This window comes from Mediterraneibacter massiliensis (assembly GCF_001487105.1).
Taxonomy (GTDB): domain Bacteria; phylum Bacillota; class Clostridia; order Lachnospirales; family Lachnospiraceae; genus Mediterraneibacter; species Mediterraneibacter massiliensis.
Genome location: NZ_LN913001.1, coordinates 1,014,063 through 1,037,167, shown reverse-complemented (window position 1 = coordinate 1,037,167; position 23,105 = coordinate 1,014,063). Strand labels below are relative to the sequence as shown.

Annotated in this window: 21 protein-coding genes; 5 read left to right on the top strand and 16 right to left on the bottom strand. The window is 42.8% G+C overall.

The features are described from left to right. Nucleotides 1-8 precede the first annotated feature (8 nt). From BN3282_RS09250 to BN3282_RS09235, 4 genes are all read right to left on the bottom strand, one after another. Nucleotides 9-1,421 carry an MBOAT family O-acyltransferase gene (locus BN3282_RS09250; RefSeq protein WP_059068593.1) on the bottom strand — a complete coding sequence of 471 codons (1,413 nt, stop codon included), beginning with the start codon at nt 1,419-1,421 and terminating at the stop codon, nt 9-11. A 21-nt stretch (nt 1,422-1,442) separates the two neighbouring features. Continuing rightward, a complete protein-coding gene (locus BN3282_RS09245; protein WP_059068591.1) occupies nt 1,443-1,928 on the bottom strand; it encodes a DUF4358 domain-containing protein in 486 nt (161 codons plus the stop codon). Then, on the bottom strand, nt 1,925-2,671 hold the full coding sequence (locus BN3282_RS09240) for a GDSL-type esterase/lipase family protein (RefSeq protein ID WP_059068589.1): 747 nt from the start codon (nt 2,669-2,671) through the stop codon (nt 1,925-1,927). Before BN3282_RS09240 ends, BN3282_RS09245 begins: the two co-directional genes overlap by 4 nt. A gap of 247 nt (nt 2,672-2,918) precedes the next feature. Further along, nucleotides 2,919-3,587: a GntR family transcriptional regulator gene (locus tag BN3282_RS09235; RefSeq protein WP_059068587.1), complete on the bottom strand. Its 669-nt coding sequence runs from the start codon at nt 3,585-3,587 to the stop codon at nt 2,919-2,921. 158 nt (nt 3,588-3,745) lie between these two features. Here BN3282_RS09235 and BN3282_RS09230 point away from each other — a divergent pair, with 158 nt between their 5' ends. Beyond that, a complete protein-coding gene (locus BN3282_RS09230; protein ID WP_059068586.1) occupies nt 3,746-4,591 on the top strand; it encodes a MurR/RpiR family transcriptional regulator in 846 nt (281 codons plus the stop codon). 54 nt (nt 4,592-4,645) lie between these two features. On the opposite strand, the gene BN3282_RS09225 is transcribed toward BN3282_RS09230, so the two are convergent. From BN3282_RS09225 to BN3282_RS09205, 5 genes are all read right to left on the bottom strand, one after another. Beyond that, on the bottom strand, nt 4,646-5,935 hold the full coding sequence (locus BN3282_RS09225; protein WP_059068584.1) for a nickel-dependent lactate racemase family protein: 1,290 nt from the start codon (nt 5,933-5,935) through the stop codon (nt 4,646-4,648). Between the two features lie 91 nt (nt 5,936-6,026). Then, nucleotides 6,027-6,569, bottom strand: coding sequence for a TRAP transporter small permease (locus tag BN3282_RS09220; protein ID WP_059068583.1), 543 nt, complete (start codon nt 6,567-6,569; stop codon nt 6,027-6,029). 18 nt (nt 6,570-6,587) lie between these two features. After that, the gene (locus BN3282_RS09215; protein ID WP_059068582.1) at nt 6,588-7,673 is read right to left on the bottom strand and encodes a DctP family TRAP transporter solute-binding subunit; all 1,086 of its coding nucleotides are present in this window, start codon (nt 7,671-7,673) and stop codon (nt 6,588-6,590) included. 32 nt (nt 7,674-7,705) lie between these two features. Continuing rightward, nucleotides 7,706-8,971, bottom strand: coding sequence for a TRAP transporter large permease (locus BN3282_RS09210; protein WP_059068580.1), 1,266 nt, complete (start codon nt 8,969-8,971; stop codon nt 7,706-7,708). A 39-nt stretch (nt 8,972-9,010) separates the two neighbouring features. Continuing rightward, nucleotides 9,011-10,132: a tyramine oxidase subunit B gene (locus BN3282_RS09205; protein ID WP_059068578.1), complete on the bottom strand. Its 1,122-nt coding sequence runs from the start codon at nt 10,130-10,132 to the stop codon at nt 9,011-9,013. Nucleotides 10,133-10,491: 359 nt separating this feature from the next. Here BN3282_RS09205 and BN3282_RS09200 point away from each other — a divergent pair, with 359 nt between their 5' ends. The 4 genes from BN3282_RS09200 (at nt 10,492) to BN3282_RS09185 (ending at nt 15,281) form a co-directional block, all read left to right on the top strand. After that, the gene (locus BN3282_RS09200; RefSeq protein WP_059068577.1) at nt 10,492-11,895 is read left to right on the top strand and encodes a glycerate kinase type-2 family protein; all 1,404 of its coding nucleotides are present in this window, start codon (nt 10,492-10,494) and stop codon (nt 11,893-11,895) included. Between the two features lie 3 nt (nt 11,896-11,898). Further along, nucleotides 11,899-13,173, top strand: a complete 1,275-nt coding sequence (eno, locus tag BN3282_RS09195; protein WP_059068574.1) for a phosphopyruvate hydratase — start codon at nt 11,899-11,901, stop codon at nt 13,171-13,173. Nucleotides 13,174-13,357: 184 nt separating this feature from the next. Continuing rightward, nucleotides 13,358-14,623, top strand: coding sequence for a Glu/Leu/Phe/Val family dehydrogenase (locus tag BN3282_RS09190; RefSeq protein WP_059068571.1), 1,266 nt, complete (start codon nt 13,358-13,360; stop codon nt 14,621-14,623). A gap of 169 nt (nt 14,624-14,792) precedes the next feature. Continuing rightward, nucleotides 14,793-15,281 (top strand): DUF5721 family protein, encoded by a 489-nt coding sequence (locus BN3282_RS09185; RefSeq protein WP_059068569.1) that lies wholly within the window; start codon nt 14,793-14,795, stop codon nt 15,279-15,281. 101 nt (nt 15,282-15,382) lie between these two features. Here the strand turns inward: BN3282_RS09185 and htpG are convergent, their stop codons facing one another. The 7 genes from htpG to ftsE form a co-directional block, all read right to left on the bottom strand. Then, a complete protein-coding gene (htpG, locus tag BN3282_RS09180; RefSeq protein WP_059068567.1) occupies nt 15,383-17,446 on the bottom strand; it encodes a molecular chaperone HtpG in 2,064 nt (687 codons plus the stop codon). 194 nt (nt 17,447-17,640) lie between these two features. Beyond that, complete coding sequence (locus BN3282_RS09175; protein WP_059068565.1) at nt 17,641-18,498, bottom strand: YitT family protein; 858 nt, start codon at nt 18,496-18,498, stop codon at nt 17,641-17,643. 19 nt (nt 18,499-18,517) lie between these two features. Beyond that, nucleotides 18,518-18,949 (bottom strand): N-acetyltransferase, encoded by a 432-nt coding sequence (locus BN3282_RS09170; RefSeq protein WP_059068563.1) that lies wholly within the window; start codon nt 18,947-18,949, stop codon nt 18,518-18,520. Nucleotides 18,950-18,988: 39 nt separating this feature from the next. Next, nucleotides 18,989-20,197 carry a S41 family peptidase gene (locus tag BN3282_RS09165; protein WP_059068561.1) on the bottom strand — a complete coding sequence of 403 codons (1,209 nt, stop codon included), beginning with the start codon at nt 20,195-20,197 and terminating at the stop codon, nt 18,989-18,991. A 126-nt stretch (nt 20,198-20,323) separates the two neighbouring features. Beyond that, nucleotides 20,324-21,451: a murein hydrolase activator EnvC family protein gene (locus tag BN3282_RS09160; RefSeq protein ID WP_059068559.1), complete on the bottom strand. Its 1,128-nt coding sequence runs from the start codon at nt 21,449-21,451 to the stop codon at nt 20,324-20,326. Nucleotides 21,452-21,460: 9 nt separating this feature from the next. Next, on the bottom strand, nt 21,461-22,411 hold the full coding sequence (gene ftsX, locus BN3282_RS09155) for a permease-like cell division protein FtsX (RefSeq protein WP_059068556.1): 951 nt from the start codon (nt 22,409-22,411) through the stop codon (nt 21,461-21,463). Then, nucleotides 22,401-23,087, bottom strand: a complete 687-nt coding sequence (gene ftsE, locus BN3282_RS09150; RefSeq protein ID WP_059068555.1) for a cell division ATP-binding protein FtsE — start codon at nt 23,085-23,087, stop codon at nt 22,401-22,403. Before ftsE ends, ftsX begins: the two co-directional genes overlap by 11 nt. Nucleotides 23,088-23,105 lie beyond the last annotated feature (18 nt).

Below are 23,105 nucleotides of genomic sequence, written 5' to 3'. Positions count from 1 at the left end.
AGTTTCACCTAAAATCTAAAATATAAAAATGGATTAAATGTATCTGTCACCAGAAATGACACAGAAATAAAAAACATACCTATATAAACAGCTACTGCCATAATCTTTCTGACACGCATATTGCGTGACAGTCCGATAAACCTGTTCAGTATCCGCATTCCCGCTGCTGTACATCCTGCCACTGCCACCACATATAGCAGCCAGTGTGTCAGCACTAGAAAACCTGCCTGTCTATCGAGCAGGCCGGGGGCGCCGATGCCAAACATAACTCCCAGGTACTCGAACGCATATCCCAAACTTGGACTAAAGAAAAATACCCATCCTACCAATACCAGCACCATTGCATAAATATGCCGTGCTATACTGGGAAGATGATCCAGGACCTCGCCCCATACATATTTTTCCAAAATCAATAAAACACCGTAATATAAGCCCCACAACAAAAAATTCCATGCCGCTCCATGCCATAATCCGGTCAGCATCCACACAATCAAAAGATTCGCAATATGACGGGATGTACTGCACCGGTTTCCTCCAAGTGGAATATAGACATATTCTCTAAACCAAGTACTTAAAGAAATATGCCATCGCCGCCAGAACTCCGTGATACTTCTGGAAATGTATGGATAGTTAAAGTTTCTGCGGAACTCAAATCCGAACATTTTTCCAAGTCCCACTGCCATATCCGAATATCCGCTGAAATCGAAATAAATCTGCAATGCATAGGATATACACCCAACCCATGCGGTCACGACACTGAAACTGCCGATCTGCTGTGCTGCTATTTCTTCAAATATGTGTCCGATCGTATTGGCAAGGATCACTTTTTTGGCAAGTCCGCGTATGAACCAAACTGCGCCTTGCCCAAGCCTGCGTCCTGATATGACGCGTTTTTCCAATTGCTGTTCGATATCAATATAACGAACGATAGGTCCCGCTATCAATTGCGGAAACATACTGATATAAAGCGCAAAATATAAAATATTTTTCTGCGGTTTTACTTTTCCCCAATATACATCTGCAATATAGGATAATGCCTGAAATGTGTAAAAGGATATTCCGATCGGAAGCGGAAGTTCCCGATATGGTATGTCCGCTGAAAGTACTGTGTTGATACTGTCCATCAAAAAACCATAGTACTTAAAGAAGCCCAACAGCAGCAGATTGATCACTACCGCAAAGATAAGACTGCGTTTTGCTTTCCTTTCATCCTCCCGCTTTGCGTCTATATCCTGTCCGCAGAAATAGTTCAGCAGGATAGAAAGCAGCATCAAGATAATATATACCGGCTCTCCCCATGCATAAAAAAAGATACTCGCAAGGAGCATAACAATATTTTTAAATTTTTGGGGAACAATATAATAAACTACCATCGTTATAGGCAGAAACATAAACAAAAACGTAATACTGCTGAATAACATCCACTGTTTCCTCCCTGTTATTTATAGGCTCTTGTCAAACACTTCTTTGTACTTTTGTGCCTTAGGGGCAACAGCCATAAAAACATATTTTCCCCTCACGCCACGCTGCGCATCTTCCAGAAGCTTTACTTCTTCCGGCACATACCCTTCAAACTCATTTTTCTTTGTTTCAATATATTCATCTATCGCAGCTGACACTTCCTGCACCTGCTTGTCCTCTTTCACTTTTACTATGAGTACCTCCTCCGCAGACATAGCAGATTCTGACGAATAGAAAAGAACCCCCTCGTAATCCGCGCTGTTCAATCCATAATACCGCTTTAATGCCTGCCCATCCATCTGCACAAGATTAGATGTATCCAAAGATCGTTCCACCTCCGCAGCCACCTTCTCAAAAGGCTGATTACTGCCGCTTGTATACAGCATAAGCAGAACAATATAAATTATGATGACTGCCAGTACAACATATTTCATAATCTCATAAATGCCTGGTCTGTTTTTACTCATAAGGATGCCACCTCCGCCATATGGGAAGCCCAGATAGGATAGAATTCCGGCGTAAAATGCACGCCATCTTCTTCATAATATTGATCTGCTGCTAAAGTTGTATTATCTATATACGCCAGCTGCTTTTCATCGCACAGATCAGACAGTGCTTCATTGTATTTTTCCAGATCCTTAAATGCCGGTTCTCTTTCAATCTCCTGCTTCTGTACCGGAAAGATAGAATTTACAAAGATTTTTGTATCCGGCAATTTTTTTTCCAGCTTTCCAAGCAGATCTGTATACTGTTTTATAAACTCTTTTGTATCACCTTGTGTAGCAATGATATCATTCATCCCATAGGCCAAAAAAATAACCTGTGGATTCAATTTTGCCACCTGGTCTATCTGCTCGTCCAGTTCATCTAATTCCACGCCGATCTTAGAAACTACACTGGAGGCATTTAATACATCGTACTCTGTGAAGCCTTCTGCGATCGAATCTCCCATGACAACCGCACTGGAAAAGATTTCTTTAGGGCTTCTTGTATCTTCCTCTCCGCTCTCCTTTGCTTCTATCTGCGCGATCTTCGTCTCGATCGTCTTGATATCCGCAGATTCCGCCTTTTTAATAATTTCAATTCCCTCTGTTGTATCTGCCTTTGTGGCAGTCACATGCGTAATGATCTCCGTCATAATAAATATAGAGAGCAGAAGCACAATGATTGACGTACTGATATAAACGCTCTTTTTTCCGTGTTTCTTCATCTATGATCCCTTTTCTTCTTTATTCATTATATACACATTATCGGGCAATCCCCGTTTATCCGCAAGGCACATGCCTCCTTGTTTTCTACAAATATACATATTTAATCATACTTTTTTTGCATACAAAAGTCAATGTCTGGCATTGCAAAACAGGAGCAACTATAAAAAAAGAAACGCTCCGGCTTTTCTATGCCGAAGCGTTTCTTGGCTGTTCCTCTTTCTCAAACAGCTGCTTTCTTTCGGTCTTTTATTTTTTATACAGTCTCTGGATTAAAAGCGCTGATCTGTCCCAATGCTCCTTCACAAGAACAGATGCCGAGTATTCGTCTTTCATTTCCAGCGCACGGATCATCCGCTCATGTTCTCTGATCGAATCTTCTAATGGCGTATCTCTGAAAAAGCCATATTCCAGTCTCTGTATGTGTATCCAAAGTACATTACAGAAATCCATGATATATTCATTTTCTGCTGCCTCCAGAATACAGCTGTGGAATTCTTTATCCGCCCGCAATATAGGCATTGGCTTATTTTGTTCTTTTACGCTTTCTATAAATATTTCACTCAGCAGTTTAAGCCGGTCAATATGCATTGGAGTAATTCTTTCCACTGCTAATTTTATCGCAAGCTGCTGCAGTGTGGCCATAGGCAAATACCATTTTTCTATATTTTCCGTCTCGATCTCCGTAACAATCGTCGCCTTCCCAGGATAAGATCTCACCAGCTTTTGCGCCTCCAGAAGCTGTAATGCTTCCCGCACGGGAGTCCTGCTTATATTAAAATATTCTGCAATCTCTACGTCCGAAACTTTTTCTCCCGGCTTAAACTGCCTTTCAATGATCCAGTCTTTCACAGTCTCGTATACCTTCTGCTTGGCGGACGTTCTCTCAAAAGGTATTTCCTGACTTGGCAATGGCATACTTCATCCACCCCGCTTTCTATAATAGAATCATAACAGAATTTTTCCGTATATTCCAGATTTTTTGAAATTTTGCCTGCATTTTGCCTGCATTGACACATCAATCTTTTCAATGTTAAAATATAAAGAAAGCATTTTACAGAAAGCGAGGACAAATTATGTCTAATTTCTTACAAGATTTAAGCGTTCATTACAATATGTTTACACGTTCTCAAAAAATCATCGCAGATTATCTCACCGAAAATTTAAATGCGATTGCTTTCTGTACATTGGAAGAACTCGCGGAAAAGATTAACGTCAGCACAACTACCATTATCCGTTTCTCCAGAACTTTGGGCTATTCCGGCTATAGCGAAATGCAAAAAGACATCCAGAACAACATTCAGACAAAAGTAGGGCTGCCAGAACGTTTGTCCAGTCAGACGTTTTATCCGGACAACACACTGCTTTCTGCTTCTTTTCAAAATGATATCCACAATATACAGCATACATTAGCCACACAGAAAAATGAAGATCTGCAGGCTGTTATCAACCTCATTTCTAAAGCACCTAATGTATACGTACTCGGCATGCGGAGTTCCTTTTCTATCTCCTATTATCTGGCGTCGCGTTTAAGTGAGATCCGGGAAAATGTCCACTTGATCCAGTCCGTCGGTATGCTCTATCCAGAAGAAATCGTAAGCGCCAAGGAAGGAGATGTCTGCGTCGCCTACTTATTTCCGCGCTATTCTAAACTAAGTACGACCATCCTTTCCTGGTTAAAAAATGAAGGAGTAAAAATCATCCTATTCACCAGCCATAATTACAGCGCTGTCCAGGACTACGGAGATATCATCCTTCCCTGTTCTATCTCCAGCCTCACTTACAAAAATTCCTACGCAGCGCCTCTTAGCCTTTCCAACTATCTGATCACTGCTTTGACACAGAAAAACTTTGATGAATCGCAGCGTGTATTACAAAAAACAGAATCTATACTCAATCAGGGATTCTATTTAGGGTTATAAATTGATCGTATAAAAGAAGCGCCTGCATCTGCGCTTCTTTTTTTCTACATACCCCTAGTCTGTTTTCTCAGGCAGACCCGTCTGTGGTCTTGGATAGATCAGGATATCCGGATCTTTTCTTTCGCTTGAGCGGATCGCCTCATCCACCGCCTCCTGAAGACTGTCAAAAGGAAACATAAACATTTCTCCCACATCTTCCTTCTTTATATTCGGACATACGACAAAAATACGGACATGTTTTCTTAATATTTTTGAAAGAAGAAGAACATGATCCATCTGTATCTTATAGTGTTCTTCTGTATAGGCTACCACATTTTCCAAAGATTCGTCAGAACAGAATGCAGAAAGCATATCCGGCGAATTGATGCCTTCTTTACATCCACAGTACAAGATCACCGTCGTACTCTCTTCCAATACTTCCGTCAATGCGATGAGCGCTTTGACTGCCTGATAAAAATCGATATCCAAAGGAAGTCCCGGTGTGGTTATGAGGATATCCGGCTTTTTGAAAGGGACTCCCAATATTTCTTTCACATACTGCACTGCCTGTTCATGACATTCTTTGAGAGTACCAGCATAGACGGCGGACAATTGCAGGGTATTATTCAAAATACAGTTTACGGAAAAATCAATCCGAAACATTTCGGCAGCTTCCAGCATGTCCTCATGTACAGGATTTCCCTCTAATATTCCTATCCCTGCTTTCGGATCCAAGATCATCTCCGGTCTGTGGTTGATCTGTATCGTTTCCTCGCCGGCAATTCCTGGCAAAACAGATTTCCTTCCTCCCGAAAAACCTGCAAATTCATGAGGCTCCACTTTTCCTATTTGAATATGCAGATCGCATTCATAGGCTCTTTGATTTACATAAATAGGGGTGCCTCTTTTGGTATCCCCCAGATACAACAAGTTTTCCTTATCAAAAGGCGTATGGTTTTCAATCCTCACTTTTCCATACAGTTTCCCCAAGATTTCCTGACACTCTGCTTCTGTAGCCGGTCTATGCACTCCGATCGCCACAAAAAAAGTAATATCCTGCAAAGCGATCTGGTTCTCTTGTAATTCTTTCACTACCGCAAATGCCAGTTTTGCCGTAGGAACAGCACGAGTGGCATCTGACACCAAAATGCTGACTGTTTTTGCCTTTTTTTCTTTGACAAGTTCCGTCAATGTTTTCCCAGAACCGGGGCTGCGGATCTCCTGTTCTATTTTCTCCTGCTCACGTAGTTCAGGTATATCCGGTGTCTGCAGCATGCTTACTTCACAAGCTGCAGGAATGGTACACTGCATATGCAGGCGCTGATCTTCATACACCCACCCATCCTTTTCTTTTTTTAATACCATCTTCTCCTCCTAATTAAAGAGGAGGGTACTGTACATGAAACAACACAGCACCCTCTTAAAATCCATACTGAATCTCAGGTCTACAAGATTCCTAATCCAGTGTTACCTCTTTGCCTCCTGTCAGGTCTTCTTTTGGTTTATCGATAGCAGCATAACTTCCCTTTCCCGTCAAGTCTACGATCAAATTACGGAATTCAAAAATCGTTACGAAGAAAAAGGAAACTGGGATAGCCACATATGCGTAGCCATAGGGCATCCGCAGAGCCGGAGTCGGACGGTGTCCCGCAGTAAGTACATACTGGATCCCTATATAGATCACGACGATACAGACAAGTACTGTAATGACCTGTGTCAGTTTTGTCAAAAACGCAGATACCTTTTTCGGCATATGATCCTTAAACACTACGATCGATACGTGCTCTCTCCTTGCAGCAAGAACAGACACACTTAAAAGTCCAAACCATACAAGCAAAATCTTCATAAGTTCTTCTGACCATGTCAAGGAACTATTCAAAACATAGCGGGCGATAACATGTGCCGCAAGAATGCCGACCATAGCGATCAAAACCACACACAAAGCGACTTTTAACACTTTATACAGCCCTCTGACTATTTTATCTAATACTTCGATCATATTCTACCTTCTCCCTGCTTAATAATCACTGATTTCCCCAAGCACTTTTTCTACCTCTGCCAGATAAGCATCTACCTTCTCCTGCCCTATATCATTGGCAACAGACTCGATTGCTGCAGGCTGTGCGACAGATTTCATTTCTTCATGTGCTGCCTCATCCACTTCATTGACTTCCATGCCATAGCCTTCCAGTTCTTCTAAGATCAGGTCCTCTCTTTCTGCATTGCAGAAACGACTGTATTCCATTCCCAGAACAGCGCCGGTCTGCACGATCCCCTGATATTTTCCGGGCAGGCTTTCAAAGAAATCCAGGTTACATACCAATGGCATTGCATCGTAAATATGGTTTGTCAGTGAAAGATACTTCTGTACTTCGTAGAGTTTTTTATCTGTTACATTGGCAATCGGGTTCTCCTGCGCGTCTACTGTATTCTGAGACAGTGCCATATACAGTTCGGAGAATGCGACCGGCGTAGGATTAGCGCCCATAGCCTGGAAGAAACCGATGTGGTTATTATTCTGCATCGTACGGATCTTTAAGCCGGACAAGTCACCCATAGCAGTAACCGGAGATTTATTACTTGTCACCTGGCGGAAACCATTCTCCATAAATGCCAGACCGATCATACCGTAATCCTTCAAAGAATTCAGCATATCTGTTCCAATATGGCTGTCTAATACCATCCATGCTTCATTATAGGTATTATATACAAACGGGATATCCATCACTTCGAATTCCGGATCATAGGATACAACCGGCGCGAAAGAAGCAACTGCCATTTCCAAAGACCCCTGTGATACCTGCTCCAGCGTCTCTTCTTCTCCGCCAAGCTGTCCGCCTGCATAGATATTTACTTCTACATTACCATCCGTTTGTTTCTCCACATATTCCTTCATAACCTGCAGTCCGAGTGTAGCAGGATAAGTCTCTGAATTTTCACAGGCAATACGGATTACATAGCTGCCGCTTATGTCTTCTTCCGCCGCCCCGCCGCCTGCAGTGCCACCGGAGCTGTTCGTACGTTTCATGCCGCATCCCATAGCCCCTGCTGTCATACTCAGCACAAGCGCTGCCGCCAATATAATTCTCACACCTTTTTTCATAGTTTTTCTCCCTTCTACTATTTAAGATACAATTATCCGGTATAGCCCAGTAAATTCGGCAGCCACAATGCTACTTGCGGCACAAACGTGATCAGAAGCAGCACACCGATAGTCACAGCAAGGAACGGTATAGCTTCCCGGACAGTTTCTTCCAGCTTACATCCCGCCACCGGACTCGTTACAAACAAAGTAATGCCGAATGGTGGAGTTGCCAGACCAACTACAAGGTTTACACAAAATACAACGCCGATATGTAACGGATTGATGCCCATAGCCCATGCGATAGGGGAAATGATCGGCGCCAAGATTACCGTTGAAGCATAATCATCCATAAACATACCACAGATGATCATCAGGATATTCACCAAAAGAAGGAACAGCCATGTCGGCATGGAAGATAACGGAGCGCTCAGCATAGCCATCACTCGTTCATTAGCTATACCCCATGCCATTGCCGTACCGGCTCCGGCCAAGATCAGTACCAGACCAGATGTAGAGGCAGCCTCGATGATCATATCCGGAATATCCTTTAATTTCACACTTCTGTTTACAAAAAACGCAAGCAGCGCACTGTAAATAACTGCCACGCCGGATGCCTCTGTGATAGAGAATACTCCACTGAAAATACCGCCTAAGATGATCACCGGAAGCAGCAGCGCCGGAATTGCCTTTCCTGTCGCTCTTCCTTTTTCAGCCAATGTAGTCTTCCCATAAGACGGATAATCTCTCTTCTTCGCCACACGATGCGCAACTGCACACTGCAAAACTGCTATTAAGATAGCCGGCGTTACAGCTGCCATAAAGATACCTGTAATAGAGGTTTTGCCTACCGCCGTACAATACAGGATCATCAATACACTTGGCGGCATGATAGGCCCCAGCAAGGAAGCGGAGGACATTACAGCTGCTGAAAATGGCGCTGAATAGCCTTCTTTTTTCATCATTGGGATCAAGAATGCGCCCAGAGATGCAGCGGATGCTACAGCCAGACCGACGATTGACCCCATAAGTAAGGAAGCTCCGATCGTTACGATCGCGATCGCTCCTTTAAATCTTCCAAACCAAGCATTTACAAATTTGATCAAAGATTCCAGCAATCCTCCTCTGAGCATAAGCTGACCGGTCAATACAAAGAACGGAACTGCCAAAAAGGAAAAGCTGTTCATGCCTCCGTACATCTTGATCGCCATCTGGATAGGATCAAAACCTGCTACAAGTGTATACACTAACGTTGTTACGATTAAGTTGTAAGCGATCGGCAGCCCGATCACCATAAGCAATAGAAAGCATATAATCATTATCAATAAAGATAGCGACACTTTACTTTCCCCCTCTCTTTATTTTTGATAAGGATCATCCCACAGAGTCAATTTGGTACCAATGCCTTTTTCCAAAGCGGTATGATATAAGTCATAGCCCAGACCCACATCAAAAGTAGCCATACCACAGGCAACAAAGGAAACTCTCTCCTTATCATTTGTTCTGCCCGGTTTGGTTCCCTGGATCACATCACCAATACTGGTTGATTCTGCCAGAGGAGGCATCTTGCCGGCATCGATCAGCGTATAGATCGGTCCGCCGATCACACCTCTATAATATCCGGCAATATCTCCAGACTCTACCGCTTCCTGTACATAAGCTTCATGAAGACGTACATTGTCATAGATCAAATTGGTATTCATCCAGAAAGAATCATCTGTCTGCATAGGACCAGTGATCAATAGAGTCACTCCTTCTTTCATCCACTCATCCTTTACATACAATGGTTTTAATCTGGAAGCAGCTACTGTGATCACATCTGCCTGACATACAGCAGCTTCAAGATCCAGAACAACTTCTCCTTCATAGCCCAGTTCTTCTTTCTCCCACTCCAGGAATTTCTCTGCAGCAGCCTCGAAAATGTCATAACAAATCACTTTTTTCAGATTAGGAAGCTGCGTAGCAATGGAGCGTAAGCAGGAACGGTTGATCTGACCGCATCCTAAAACTGTGATCACTTCAGAATCTTTTCTTGCAAGATGTCTTGCAGCTACACCCGGAACAGCGCCTGTACGAGCTGCACTCAGTAAGTTGGCAGACATAAAAGCAAGCGGTTCTCCCGTATCTTTGTCATTTAATGTAACAGTCAGAACAGATCTTGGAAGTCCTTTTTTCGGATTGGCTGCATTGGAACCGTACCACTTATTACCACACACATCAAATCTGCCCCCCAGGTAAGCAGGCATCGCCACAAATCTTCTGTCCGGACCTGCCACCGGCATGTTCGGGAAAGGACTTTCTTTTGGGAATACGATCCCCATTCCATGACTATTGTGATTGCTGCCCCCCATCAGATAATCACCCTTACTTAATAAGGTAAAGACCTCTTCCGCATTGTCAATACATTTCTCTGCATCAAGAACACCTGCTTCAATCGTATCCTTTTCTGATAAATAAAGAAACTCTGTTTTATGTGCCATTTTTCTTCTCCTTTCATCACTTTACTTCACATACTGCATCCTTTACACTCCTACATTTTTGCACACTTCATTTTTCTGTTCTTAATGTTTTATTTAATACATTTATACTATTATAATATATTGCATATGTCAATATTTTCGATATATTTAATGCTTTTTTAGATATTGTCACAATATTCAGCTTTCGTTTTTAGTACTTTTCACTATTTATTTCATTTTTATCATTTATATATTGACATATTCAATATATCACATTATTATTAAAAGTACATTTTAATACATTTTGTTTTTCATTTTTCTTTTAATGTTCTGTTTAATACGATTTATTATCAATTAAGGAAGTAAAGGGGATTATTACTATGAGTAAGATCAAAAATTACGATGCCCTGGTTTCCCATGGAGACGCTGATTCCAGAAAAGTCGTACTGGATATCACAAACAAGACACTGGAACGTTTGGATGCCTATAAGAGAATTAAAAGTATCATGCATCTAGACGGCGATATATTGCATATCGGAACAAAATCATGGGATTTATCAAAAAAGAAACATGTATATCTATTAGGAGCAGGAAAAGCCTGCAACCACATGGCTATGGCTGTAGATGAGATCCTTGGCGATAAGTTGACAAAGGGGATCGCTATTGTAAAGGTCGCAGAAGAAACCGATCATTTTCAAAACACCGATGTCTATGTGGGCGGACATCCTCTTCCAAATCAAGCCGGTTATGAGGCTTGCTTAAAGATTCTCGATTTAGTGGATCACGCCGGTCCCGATGACCTTTTCATCGTAGTGATCAGCGGCGGAAGTTCTGCACTTATGAGCTGCCCTATCGAAGGTATTACACTGGACGATGAGATCAAAACAACGGACGTCATGTTAAAATCCGGCGCCGGTATTTATGAAGTCAACGCGATCCGCCGTCACATTTCCGCAATGAACGGCGGTATGCTGGCAAAACGTATCCAGAAGGTAGGCGCTGAACTGATCGGTTTTGGTATCAGCGACGCAGTCGGCAATCCTGCCACAAAGGATATCGGTATCCCTTATGAAAAATACGCAAGCACACCTATGGGACCGGATAAAACCACACTGGAGGATGCCCGCAGAGTCATCAAGGATTATGATGTAGCAGATCGGCTTCCCAAGAGTGTAGTTGACTATCTGATGAACGTAGGACCGGAAGGCGAAACACCGAAAGCTTTCCCAGACAATACCTATTTTCTGCTAAACACACTGCCGGATTCCTGTATCTATGCCAAAGAGATCGCAGAAGAAATGGGAATCCCAGCTATCATTCTGACTTCCTTCCTGGAAGGTGAAAGCAAAGATGCCGGTTCTTTCTTTGCCTCGATTGCCAGAGAAGTACAGGCATATGGCAATCCGATCAAAGCACCTTGTGTTATTTTAAGCTCTGGAGAGACAACGACACAGATCCTGGACAACAGTCTCATCACCGGACACGGCGGTCCTGGACAGGAACTGACACTTAGCTTCTCCATCTTGGCGGCTAAAACAAAAGGCGCCTGCATGCTTTCCATCGACTCTGAAGGAACAGACGGCACCACACCTGTAGCCGGAGGCATCTGTGACTCCGCCAGTTATAAAACGGCGCTGGAAAAAGGTGTAGATGTATTTGGCGCTTTGAGAGGTCATGCATGCTATGAAGCCCTTTCTGAAATGGGAGATGCCGTATTTACCGGAAATACCGGTACGAACCTTTGTGATTTTAATGTTCTATATATTCCAAAATTGGAGGACTGACCTATGAATTCTAAAATCAAATCTGTCCATGCACGTCAGATCGTAGACTGTAAATGCCGCCCTATGGTAGAAGTAGACGTTGTAACAGAAGACGGTTTTTTGGGGAGAGGCTGTGCTCCTACCGGTTCTTCTGTAGGCATGTTCGAATCCTGTGTACTGCGGGACAATGATCCGGCAGAATATCATGGATTAAGTGTACATAAGGCAGTAGACAATGTAAATACGATCCTTGCACCGGCGCTGATCGGAAAAGATGTCAGCCATCAGGAGGAACTGGATCAGATCATGATCGACTTAGACGGTACACCCGAGAAAAAGAATCTGGGAGGAAATGCGATTTATTCTACCTCTATCGCTCTTTTCAGAGCTGCCGCCGAGGCTTCCCATCAGACCTTATATGAATATATAGCCGGCGGAAATATACAAACTGTACCCGTTCCAAGTTTTAATGTGATCAATGGCGGGCATTATGAAAACTTGACGCAGCCTTTTAATGAATTTATCATCATGCCCTACGGAGCATCCAGTATTTATGAATCTGTAGAGATGGGGATCAATACATTCCAGGAATTGGAAAAAGTACTCACAAAATATTTGGGACACAAACCAGTCGTAGCGCCCTCCTATGGATACGCTTCCCCAAGCGAAGATCCGGAAGTAAACTTAAATCTGATGTCCGAAGCAATTGAAAACTGCGGATATACCGGAAAGATTGGCTTTGCATTCGACTGTGCTTCCAGCGAAATGTATGACAGAGAAACCAATACGTACCTTTTGAAAGGAGAACGTGTTTCTGCGGATGTTTTGATCGATTATGTAAAAGGATTGACAGAAAAATTTAATTTTGTCTTTATCGAAGATCTATTGGATGAGGAAGATTGGGAATCTTATCCGAAAGCACATAAAATAATCACTCGTACCAATCTTCTGGGAGATGATTTTATCGTCACAAACTTAAACAGACTCAAACGAGCGTATGATCTAGATGCCCTGGATGGTTTCATTTTAAAACCCAACCAGGTCGGAACGATCACAGAAGCTTTGCATACGTATGAATTTGCCAAAGCACATCAGCTGATCGCCACCCCTTCCGGCAGAGCCGGCGGCGTGATCGGTGATGTAGTCATGGATCTCGCTGTAGGACTTCAGGTAGGCTTTATCAAAAACGGCGCTCCACGTTCCGGAGAACGTATCGATAAACTGAATTTCCTTATGCGCGCCTGCGACTTGGCTCCCAATTGTAAACTGGCAGATATTACGCCGCTCTTGAAATTTTAATAGTATACGCTTACTTCCTATATTTGAATTTTATGAACTGTATACCCAAAGTGCCTCTATTTCTTCACCCTGCTTTGGGTATACATAAAAAATAGGTTTATAGGAATTTTGTAGTTATTTTGTTTCTTTGCAATATATTGCATATTTCTTTTCGTTTCAAATTCTAAGAAAGAAGGAAAATATAATGAGTACTGACAAATATAATCCTTATGAAAATGTCGTTTCAACAGTGAATAAAGCAGCTGCTATTTTGGGCTATTCACACAGTGATTATGAAGCTGTCCTGTATCCGGAACGTGAGTTAAAAGTTTCTGTTCCTGTCTGCATGGACGACGGCAGCGTCCGTGTTTTCGAAGGATACCGCGTCCAACACTCTACGTCCAGAGGGCCTGCAAAAGGCGGGATACGATATCATCAAAATGTAAATGAAGACGAAGTAAAAGCTCTGGCTGCATGGATGACTTTTAAGTGCGCAGTTGTCAACATCCCTTATGGGGGAGGTAAAGGCGGAATCGTCTGTGATCCTACTACTTTATCAGAAGAGGAGCTCCGTCGTCTGACCCGTCGTTTTACGGCGATGATTGCTCCAATCATCGGACCAGAGCAAGATATTCCGGCTCCTGATGTAGGAACCAATGCCACAGTCATGGGATGGATCATGGATACATACAGCATGCTCAAAGGGCACTGTGTACCTGGCGTCGTAACTGGCAAGCCACTGGAATTAGGAGGCGCATTGGGAAGAAGTGAAGCAACAGGCCGTGGAGTTATGATCACCTCTTTAAATGTACTGCGTGCCTTGCAGATACCGATCAGCGGCACGACTGCTGTTGTACAGGGCATGGGAAATGTAGGAAGTGTTTCTGCTAAACTTCTGCACATGGCCGGTATGAAAATCCTGGGGGTAAGCGATGTATCTGGAGGACTTTACTGCGAAGATGGACTGGATATTCCGGATATTCTCGAATACATAAACGCAAAACGCGGCAATCTTCTGGAAGGCTACGAAAAGGAGAATGTAAAACACATCACAAATGAAGAATTACTAGAGTTAGAAACAACGCTTCTTGTCCCTGCCGCATTAGAAAATCAGATCCATAAAGACAATGCTGACCGCATCCGTGCAAAAGTCATTGTGGAAGCGGCTAACGGACCGACTTCTATAGAGGCGGATGAGATCCTGCAAAAGAAAGGTATCGTACTCGTGCCGGACATCTTGGCAAATGCCGGTGGTGTTGTTGTATCTTATTTCGAATGGGTACAGAATATCCAATCTGTCAGCTGGAGTGAAGAACACGTAAACGAACAGTTAAAAACCATCATGGATCAGGCATTTAAAGCTGTATGGGATATTTCTAAAGAAAAAGAGACTACACTACGTACCGGTGCATATCTGATCGCTGTAAAACGTGTGGTAGACGCAAAAAATCTCAGAGGAATCTGGCCTTAACAAGCAAGGGCTGCCGATGGTAATTTCGGCAGCCTCTTTTATATCCACACTTTCTTCTTTGCTCTATTTTTTGTTTTCGCTCTCTTTCTGGCTTTGCCCGAATGTGTTATACTTATAAATACAGCTTCAACAAAATCTTATGTGCAAAAGCTTGATTCGGGAGGTTTCTATGATTTCTTTAAAACTGACACACACCAAAGAATTTATGCGTCATCTGCTCTTATCTGATACATTTGATCATTTTCTCTTTATCGAAGGCAAGATCGTTACTTTCAACACATTTACGATCGATGGATATATGCAAAAAAATTTTTTCGATGCCGCGGAAGATCTTCCACAGTATTCTTCCTGGAGCGATATACGTGAATATTGCTTTTCTATTATCAAAGGCAAACGAACCCCTTTGAGCTTTCAATTTATTTTCTGTCTGTCTCCTAAAAACATCGCTCGTCTGATCGAACAAAACCAGTTAGATTTTCAGCCGGAATCTGTTCAGGGACTTTATCTGAATCTTAAATACGAAGGTGCTTCTCTAAGCTGTGTAACAGGAACTTCCCTCCATATTTTCACAATGGATAAATCTCTGGAGCATGTCTGGGATAAAAATGTACAAAAGTTTTTTATACAGAAAAAAATTGCTTTTGAACCGGAAATCTAAACACTTTCACTTGCCAAAGCAATCTTATCACGCACAGTCTAAAAAACGGGTAAGCCCGCCCTTTCGCTTACCCGCTTTTTTCATTTACGTACCGCTTTTTCTTATTTTGTCAGAAGCAGCATGATCTCATTGCTTCTCTGCACAAATGCCGTCATTTCTTCCGGACTCAAAGGTTTATGTGCAAGCATTGCCAGATCATAGAGTTGTTTGCAGATGATTGGCACATTTTTACTGCGTTTATGCTCCACAAGGAATTTTACAAGCGGATGGTTTGCGTTTAGGATCAAGGTTGCTTTGCTTCCAAATGCACTCATATCCATACCGCTCATTCCATACATTTTCATCATCTCTTCCATTCTTCTGCTTTCTTCCGAGAGAACTGCCATGGAAGCCACCTGCTCGTCTTTTAGTTTCTCTACTTTAACATCTAGTTTATCATTGTTCAACTCTTTTCTGAAGATCTCTACCAGACTGTCTGTTGTCTTTTTAAATTCTTCCTTTTCTTCTTCCGCCACTTCATCTTTCATAGATTCGTGTACATCCGCGTCTATCCGTAAGAAATGAATATCCTGATGTTTTTGTTCCAGATAGCTTACAAAGGCAGAATCGATATTATGTGTCAGGATCACCGCATCCTGTCCCTGCGCCTTAAACATATTGATATACTGACTCTGCTGCACCTCATCCGTTACATAATAGATATTCGTCTTCTTTTCTTCCTTCTCCGCCTCCTGGGTATCTGTATCCTGCCCTGCTTCAGTTTCCTGTTTTTCCGGTTCTGCTTTATCTGTATTTTCGTCTTGTTCTTCCTGGGAGCCGCCATTTTCTTTGATAACGTCATCTAGTGTCAAATACTTGTGCTCCAGATTCTTATAAAGCATAGAATCTTTCATCTTCTCCCCGAATTTCTCATCTTTCAGGCAGCCGAATTTGATAAACGGACTGATATCATCCCAATATTTCTCATAGCTTTCTCTGTCTGTTTTAAACATTCCGGTCAGTTTATCCGCCACTTTTTTAGAAATATAATCCGCCACTTTGTTTACAAATCCGTCATTTTGCAATGCACTTCTGGATACGTTCAGAGGCAGATCCGGACAATCGATCACACCCTTTAGCACCATCAGAAACTCTGGGATGACTTCTTTGATATTGTCTGCGATAAATACCTGGTTATTGTATAGCTTAATCGTTCCTTCAATAGATTCGTACTCCATATTGATCTTCGGAAAATACAGGATCCCTTTCAAATTGAACGGATAATCCATATTCAGATGGATCCAGAACAAAGGCTCTTTATAATCCATGAATACTTTTCGATAAAATTCAATATACTCTTCTTTCGTACATGCGCTTGGATTTTTCCCCCAGAGAGGATGTATATCACTGATTGAGACAGGACGTCTTACGATTTTTGCCTTCTTCTTTGGCTCGCCTTCTTCTCCCTCTTTCGGTTCTTCCGTAATATGTTCAACCACCGTATCTGTATCCAATACATCCTCTTCATCTATAGTATCATACTGTGGTTCTGCATTCGCCTTGGAAAGGAAAATTTCTACCGGCATGAATGAACAATATTTCTCAAGCACTTCCCGTGCTCTGTATTCATTTGCAAATTCCAGACTATCTTCATTTAAGAACAGAGTGATCTCTGTGCCCACCGTCGTCTTATTTCCATCCTGCATCTCGTATTCTGTGCCGCCCTGGCTTGCCCAATGTACAGGTACTGCTCCTTCTTTATAAGACAATGTATCGATCTGCACCTCATCTGCCACCATAAACGCAGAATAAAAGCCAAGTCCGAAATGTCCTATCATCTCATCTTCTGTAGTTTTATCCTTGTATTTCTCCAAGAATTGTGTAGCGCCGGAAAATGCGATCTGGGTAATGTACTCTTCCACTTCGTCCGCTGTCATACCAAGACCGTTATCAACAAATTTCAGCGTTTTTTCCTCCGGATTTACGATCACCTGGATCTTTGCCTTATACTCTTCCGGAAGTTCATATTCCCCCATCATATCCAGTTTCTTTAACTTCGTGATCGCGTCACATCCGTTTGATACCATCTCACGGAAAAAGATATCATGATCGGAATATACCCATTTTTTTATAATAGGAAATATATTCTCACTGTCAATCGATAAATTACCTTTTTTTGTTGCCATAGATAACACTCCTCTTTCTACATTTTTTCCTCTCTCGGCAAACTATACAGCAAATAAGAGAGGGTACATTCAACATCTAAGAGATATTCTAATACAGCAGATTTTAAAAGTCAATACAAAATTAGCACTCTTTAAATAAGAGTGCTAATAAAATTTTTATAAACTTTTATACGGCAGCTATTCCAGATGAGTTTCTATTTATATTCCATAAATCCTTCTCCGAACACTTCGCTTGTCTCCGTCACCATCACAAAAGCGGCCGGATCCGCTTCATGTGCTGTATTCTTTACTATATATGCCTGTGAAGCAGAACATGCACACAAAAGGACTTCTTTATGCGCTTCTGTGTAGGTTCCTCTCGCCTGTATGGCGGTGGCTCCCCTCTCAATACGATCTCCGATCTTCTCTGCCACTTCCTGCCCATGATCTGTAATGATGATCAGCAGCCTTCCTGCTCCCATGCCATATAGTATTTTGTCAAGCACGACAGAAGTCACAAATGTCGCCGCAAGTCCATACAGAACAGAATCTATATTTCCGAATACCGGCCAGCCGAGCAGAATAATGAAAAGATCGATCGCCATCGTCACTGCGCCGAGAGAAAAGTGCGGTTTCAGCGCCTTGATCGACATAGTAAGAAAGTCGATTCCTCCTGATGAAGACCCCCGCATATAGAACAGAGCCATTCCCACGCCCAAGCATACACCTGAATACAAAGCCGCCAAAAAAGGCGTCCCCACATAAGACGGCGTATACGGAAATATGACATCCAAAAAAATCGTACAAAAGATCATACTGCGTGCCGTCTTAAACAAAAATTGCTTCCCTACAATACGAAAACTTAACATGATCAGTGGGATATTAATGGCAAGTGTTGTCAATCCGATAGGAAGTCCCCATAAATGGTGGATGATCAGCGCAAGTCCGGACACGCCGCCGGGCGCAAAATCTGCTGTCTTAGCAAATGTATAAATGCCCAGTGCGTAAAAAATACTTCCTGCGATATCAAAACCTATATCTATGATCATTTTTTTCGCTCTCTCTTTTTTCATCCCATCTGTATACTCTCCTTTAACTCTTATTTTTCCTCCAATTCATCTTGTATTCTGCTTCTTTTGTCTCCTCATCTATTTCTTCCAAAACGATCCGGAACCCTTCTCTTAGATAGAATTCTTGAGCACGCCTGTTCTTCTGGTACACATGCAGAGTCACGGAAGGATATTTCTGTTTTATCTTATCCAATAATTTTTTTCCAATACCGGCACAGCGGCAGTCTTTCCTGACAAATATTCCCGCAAGATATTCTCCTGTCATTCCTGCAAATCCACAGATCTGCTGCTCCTTTTCATAGAGAAACAGATCTGCCTCGGGCAAAGCCTTTTTTGTCTGCGCATAATGGGAATGCCAATATTCTGCAGGTATAAACGCATGGGCTTCCCTATTTCCTTCCAGCCATATTCGCATAATACTTTCTGTATCGTTCTGCCTATACTCTCTTATCATATATTCTTCTTTCTCTCCGGTCTTCTTTTTATTCTGCGTCTATTCTATTTCCGAACGCACTGTTTCCAGCGCTTTCTCCAACTGGTTATCTGCATCCGGATTCTCTGCGTCCGCCTCATATTCCACCTCTATATCCGGTGTGATCCCGGTTCCGTTGATACTTCTTCCACTTGGTGTATAGTATTCTGCGATCGTTAATTTTAAATACGTTCCGTCTTCCAGATCGATCAGCTGCTGCACGACACCTTTTCCATAGGTCGTCGTCCCCACAATCGTCCCGATCTTATAATCCTGCACGGCTCCCGTGAAAATTTCGGACGCGCTCGCGCTATACTGATTCACAAGTACGGCCAGTGGCTTGGTAAATTTATGTTCCCCGTCACAGGTGATTTTTTCTTCATTCCCATATTTATCTTTTGTGGAAACAATCGTCCCCTCCGGCAGTATCAATTTAAGCATATCTGTCACTGTGTCCATATTTCCACCGGGATTGCTGCGCAGATCTATCACCAGCCCCTGCATACCTTGTTCTTCTAAATCTTGAAGCGCTCCCTTGAATTGTTCATAGGTCACCTCGTCAAATTCGCTGACCGCTATATACCCGATCTGCCCATCTTTCATCTCGTATTCCACTGTCTGCGCCTCGATCTCGTCACGCACGGCAGTCAGTTTCAGTTCCTCACCGTCTCTTCGCACATACAGATCTACTTCTGTTCCTTGTTTTCCTTTAATCCAGGATACGATCTCGGTCAGGCTCTCATCTACTATCGTATGCTCATCTACCCGGTACAGGACATCCCCTTCCTTGAGTCCAGCGTCAGCAGCTGGTGACTCTGCATAAACACTCACGATCACGACCTCCCCCGTAGTCAGATTCTGCGTAAGCGCAGCGCCTACTCCGAAAAATTTGCCGGAAGTCGTTTCTAAAAGTTCCTTTGTCTCCTGCTCATTATAATATTCTGTATAAGGATCTCCCAAAGCCTGTGCATACCCGGAGTAAATACCATCCACCAGGGCATCGCCGTCTATCTTATCACCATACAGATAATACCCGTCTATCCATTTTCCTATTTTTTCCAGTTTCTGGCTGACTTCCTTTTTATCATCTGAAAGAGAAGTCTGGGCTTTTCCTTGTCCCGTTATCACCTTCGGCATTATACTGCCTATGCCCCATATGCAGCCGACCGCTAGCAGCATGGCCGCCGCGCCGGCAAGCATGCCTTTTAAAAACTTTCTGTTTTCTTTCATTTTCTCATCCTGCCTTCTTGCAAAATTTACTTATATCGTCTTTTATCTTTCTGTCTCTAAGTAGCAAAAGACAAAGCAGAGTACTCTCTCTGCTTTGTCCTTCCCCAATCCCTTTCTCTTTGTAAGTTACAAATATTTATCCGGATTGACAGCGATTCCATTTTCTTCTACTTGAAAATGAAGATGTGGTCCCGTAGATTGTCCTGTAGAACCGACAAAACCAATCTGCTGTCCTTTTTCCACATACTGGCCTGCCGTAACACACAACGCACTGTGGTGCATATATTTAGTAGTCAGACCATTCCCATGATCGATAACGACCCAGTTTCCAGCACTGAGACTAAATTCTGCAATCAGAACGGTACCTGCTGCCGCCGCATATGTAGGTGTTCCCTCGGCTGCCGCATAATCATGTCCTTTATGACCGCCGACTTCATATTCCCGGATCTCTCCAAAATAACTGGACTGATAAGACATTCCCGGACAAGGATGGGTAAAATAGCCGTTTCCGCTCACCACATTCCCACCGCTCGGCTCCGTATAGGAAGGTCCTCCACCGCCCTGCTGCTGGGCAGCCTCCTGCTCCTGTTGAATCCTCTTTGCTTCCTCCGCTTCTGCGATCAGCTTCTCTAGATCCGCCGCATTATCACCGATCTGTGTCTCCAAATCTGCCAGCAGAAGATTATTGCTGTCCAACAGTGTCTGTACCTCTGTCTGCTTCGTCATAAGATCTGTCTGCAAGCTACTCAATTCGTCATACTCTGTCTGCAGCGTCTGTTCCTTCTTCTCTACTTCTTCTACTACATCCTGGAAATCTTCCAGCTTTTCCCGGTCGTAGTCAGACAATTTTGACGCATACTCTGCTTTATTTAAGAATTCTCCTAAGGTCTTGCTTTCCATCATGACCTCCAGGATCTTCGTATCTCCGTTCTCATACATGAACTGAATCCGTTTCTTCATGCTCTGATACTGCTGATTCTCATCTACTTTCGCCGCGATCAGATCATTTTCAGCCTTCTCGATCTCACTTTCCTTCTTTGTCATTTCTGTCTGTGTCTCATTCATGTCCGTGATGATCTCATTGAGCTGTGCCGTAAGAGCATTTTTCTCTGCTTCCGCCGCGCTTTTTTGCTGTTCTAATTCTTCCCCTTTTTTCTGTGCATCCTCGATGGTAGTCGCATGTACCTGCAGCGCCATCGTCATGCTCATTGTCAAAACAAGTACCCCGCTTATTATACTCCTCTTTCGTCCCATATAAGCCCCCTATACTTTCAAATGCTTGCGCACTGTGAAGAAACTTCCGATAAATCCAATACCTATACCAAGGACAAGTCCGATCGGCAGCAGATATCTATATACATCTGACACCGGAAGAAAATTAATGATATTCTGTAGAATACTAAACTTCTCCATAATATACAGCACTGCTTTCTCATACAGCATATACAAAAGCAGCAATGGAATGACCGCACCAAAGAGACCCATGATCAAGCCTTCAATAACAAAAGGTGACCGGACAACAAAATCTTTTGCCCCGATATATTTCATGATCGCGATTTCTTCTTTTCTGACCGTAATACCCATTGTGACTGTATTGCTGATCAGGAAGATAGAAACGCCGAATAAGATTGCGATGATCGCTATAGATACATATCCTACCAACTTGTTTACACTGGTCAATGTATTTGCCACTACATCCGATTTATTTACATCCCTGACACCATCCAGACTCTCTGCGAACTTCACAAGATCCTGCTGTGTAGAAGCAAGAGACTTACTTCTCGCCGTCAGATTTTTGGCATCCTCTGATGTTTTCATATATACTTCATAGTTGTCAGAATCCGCAAGCGGGTTGTCATCTTTAAATCCTTCTGCCAATTCTGGTTTATCTTTAAAATACTCTTTCTTGTAATTTTCCCATGCTTCATCTGCTGAGACATATTTTACTTCCGAAACATCCTCTCTGCCGCGCAGCGCTTCTCCTATATCGTCGATCTGCGCCTGGGTCGCATCTTCTTCAAAGAAGACTGTAATGGCGACACCTTCCTCCGCCATTTTTATGATATACTGAAAATTCAAAATAATCGAAAAAAACAATCCAAACAAAAAAATACAAGCCGACATCGTCGCAACAGACGCAAGCGAGAACATCTTATTTCTCCAGATATTCTTAACCCCTTGTTTTCCTACGTATCCAAATGTACTAATCCTCATCTATATACCCACCTTTTTGTTCATCACTAACGATCACGCCCTGTTTCATCGTGATAACCCGTTCGTTCATCTCATTTACAATCTCCTGGTTATGCGTTACAACAAGAACTGTAGTCCCACGTTCATTTGCTTCCTTCAAAAGACTCATGATCTCCCAAGAGTTCGTCGGATCCAAGTTTCCGGTGGGCTCGTCCGCCAACAAAATAGCAGGTTCATTTACGATCGCTCTTGCGATAGCAACACGCTGCTGTTCTCCCCCTGACAGCTCTTTCGGAAAGGACTTATACTTTTGCGCAAGTCCCACAAGCGACAGCGCAGCCGGCACCTTTCTCTTGATCACCCTGGTAGGTGTCTCCGTAACACGCAGTGCAAAAGCGATATTTTCATAGATATTTCTGTCTTTCAAAAGACGAAAGTCTTGAAAGACAACCCCTAAGCCTCTTCTGTATTTAGCAATGTGACGATGTTTCATACGATTCAGGTTTTGTCCGTTCACGATAATAGTGCCTTCTGTAGGATCCAGTTCCTTCATGATCAAACGGATCAAGGTAGATTTTCCGGAACCGCTGTCTCCCACAATGAATACGAACTCTCCCTGTTCGATCTTGACGGATACTCCATTTAAGGCGGCATTTCCCTTAGAGTATTCCTTCGTTACATTTCTTAATTCAATCATATGCTCCTCCTAATTATC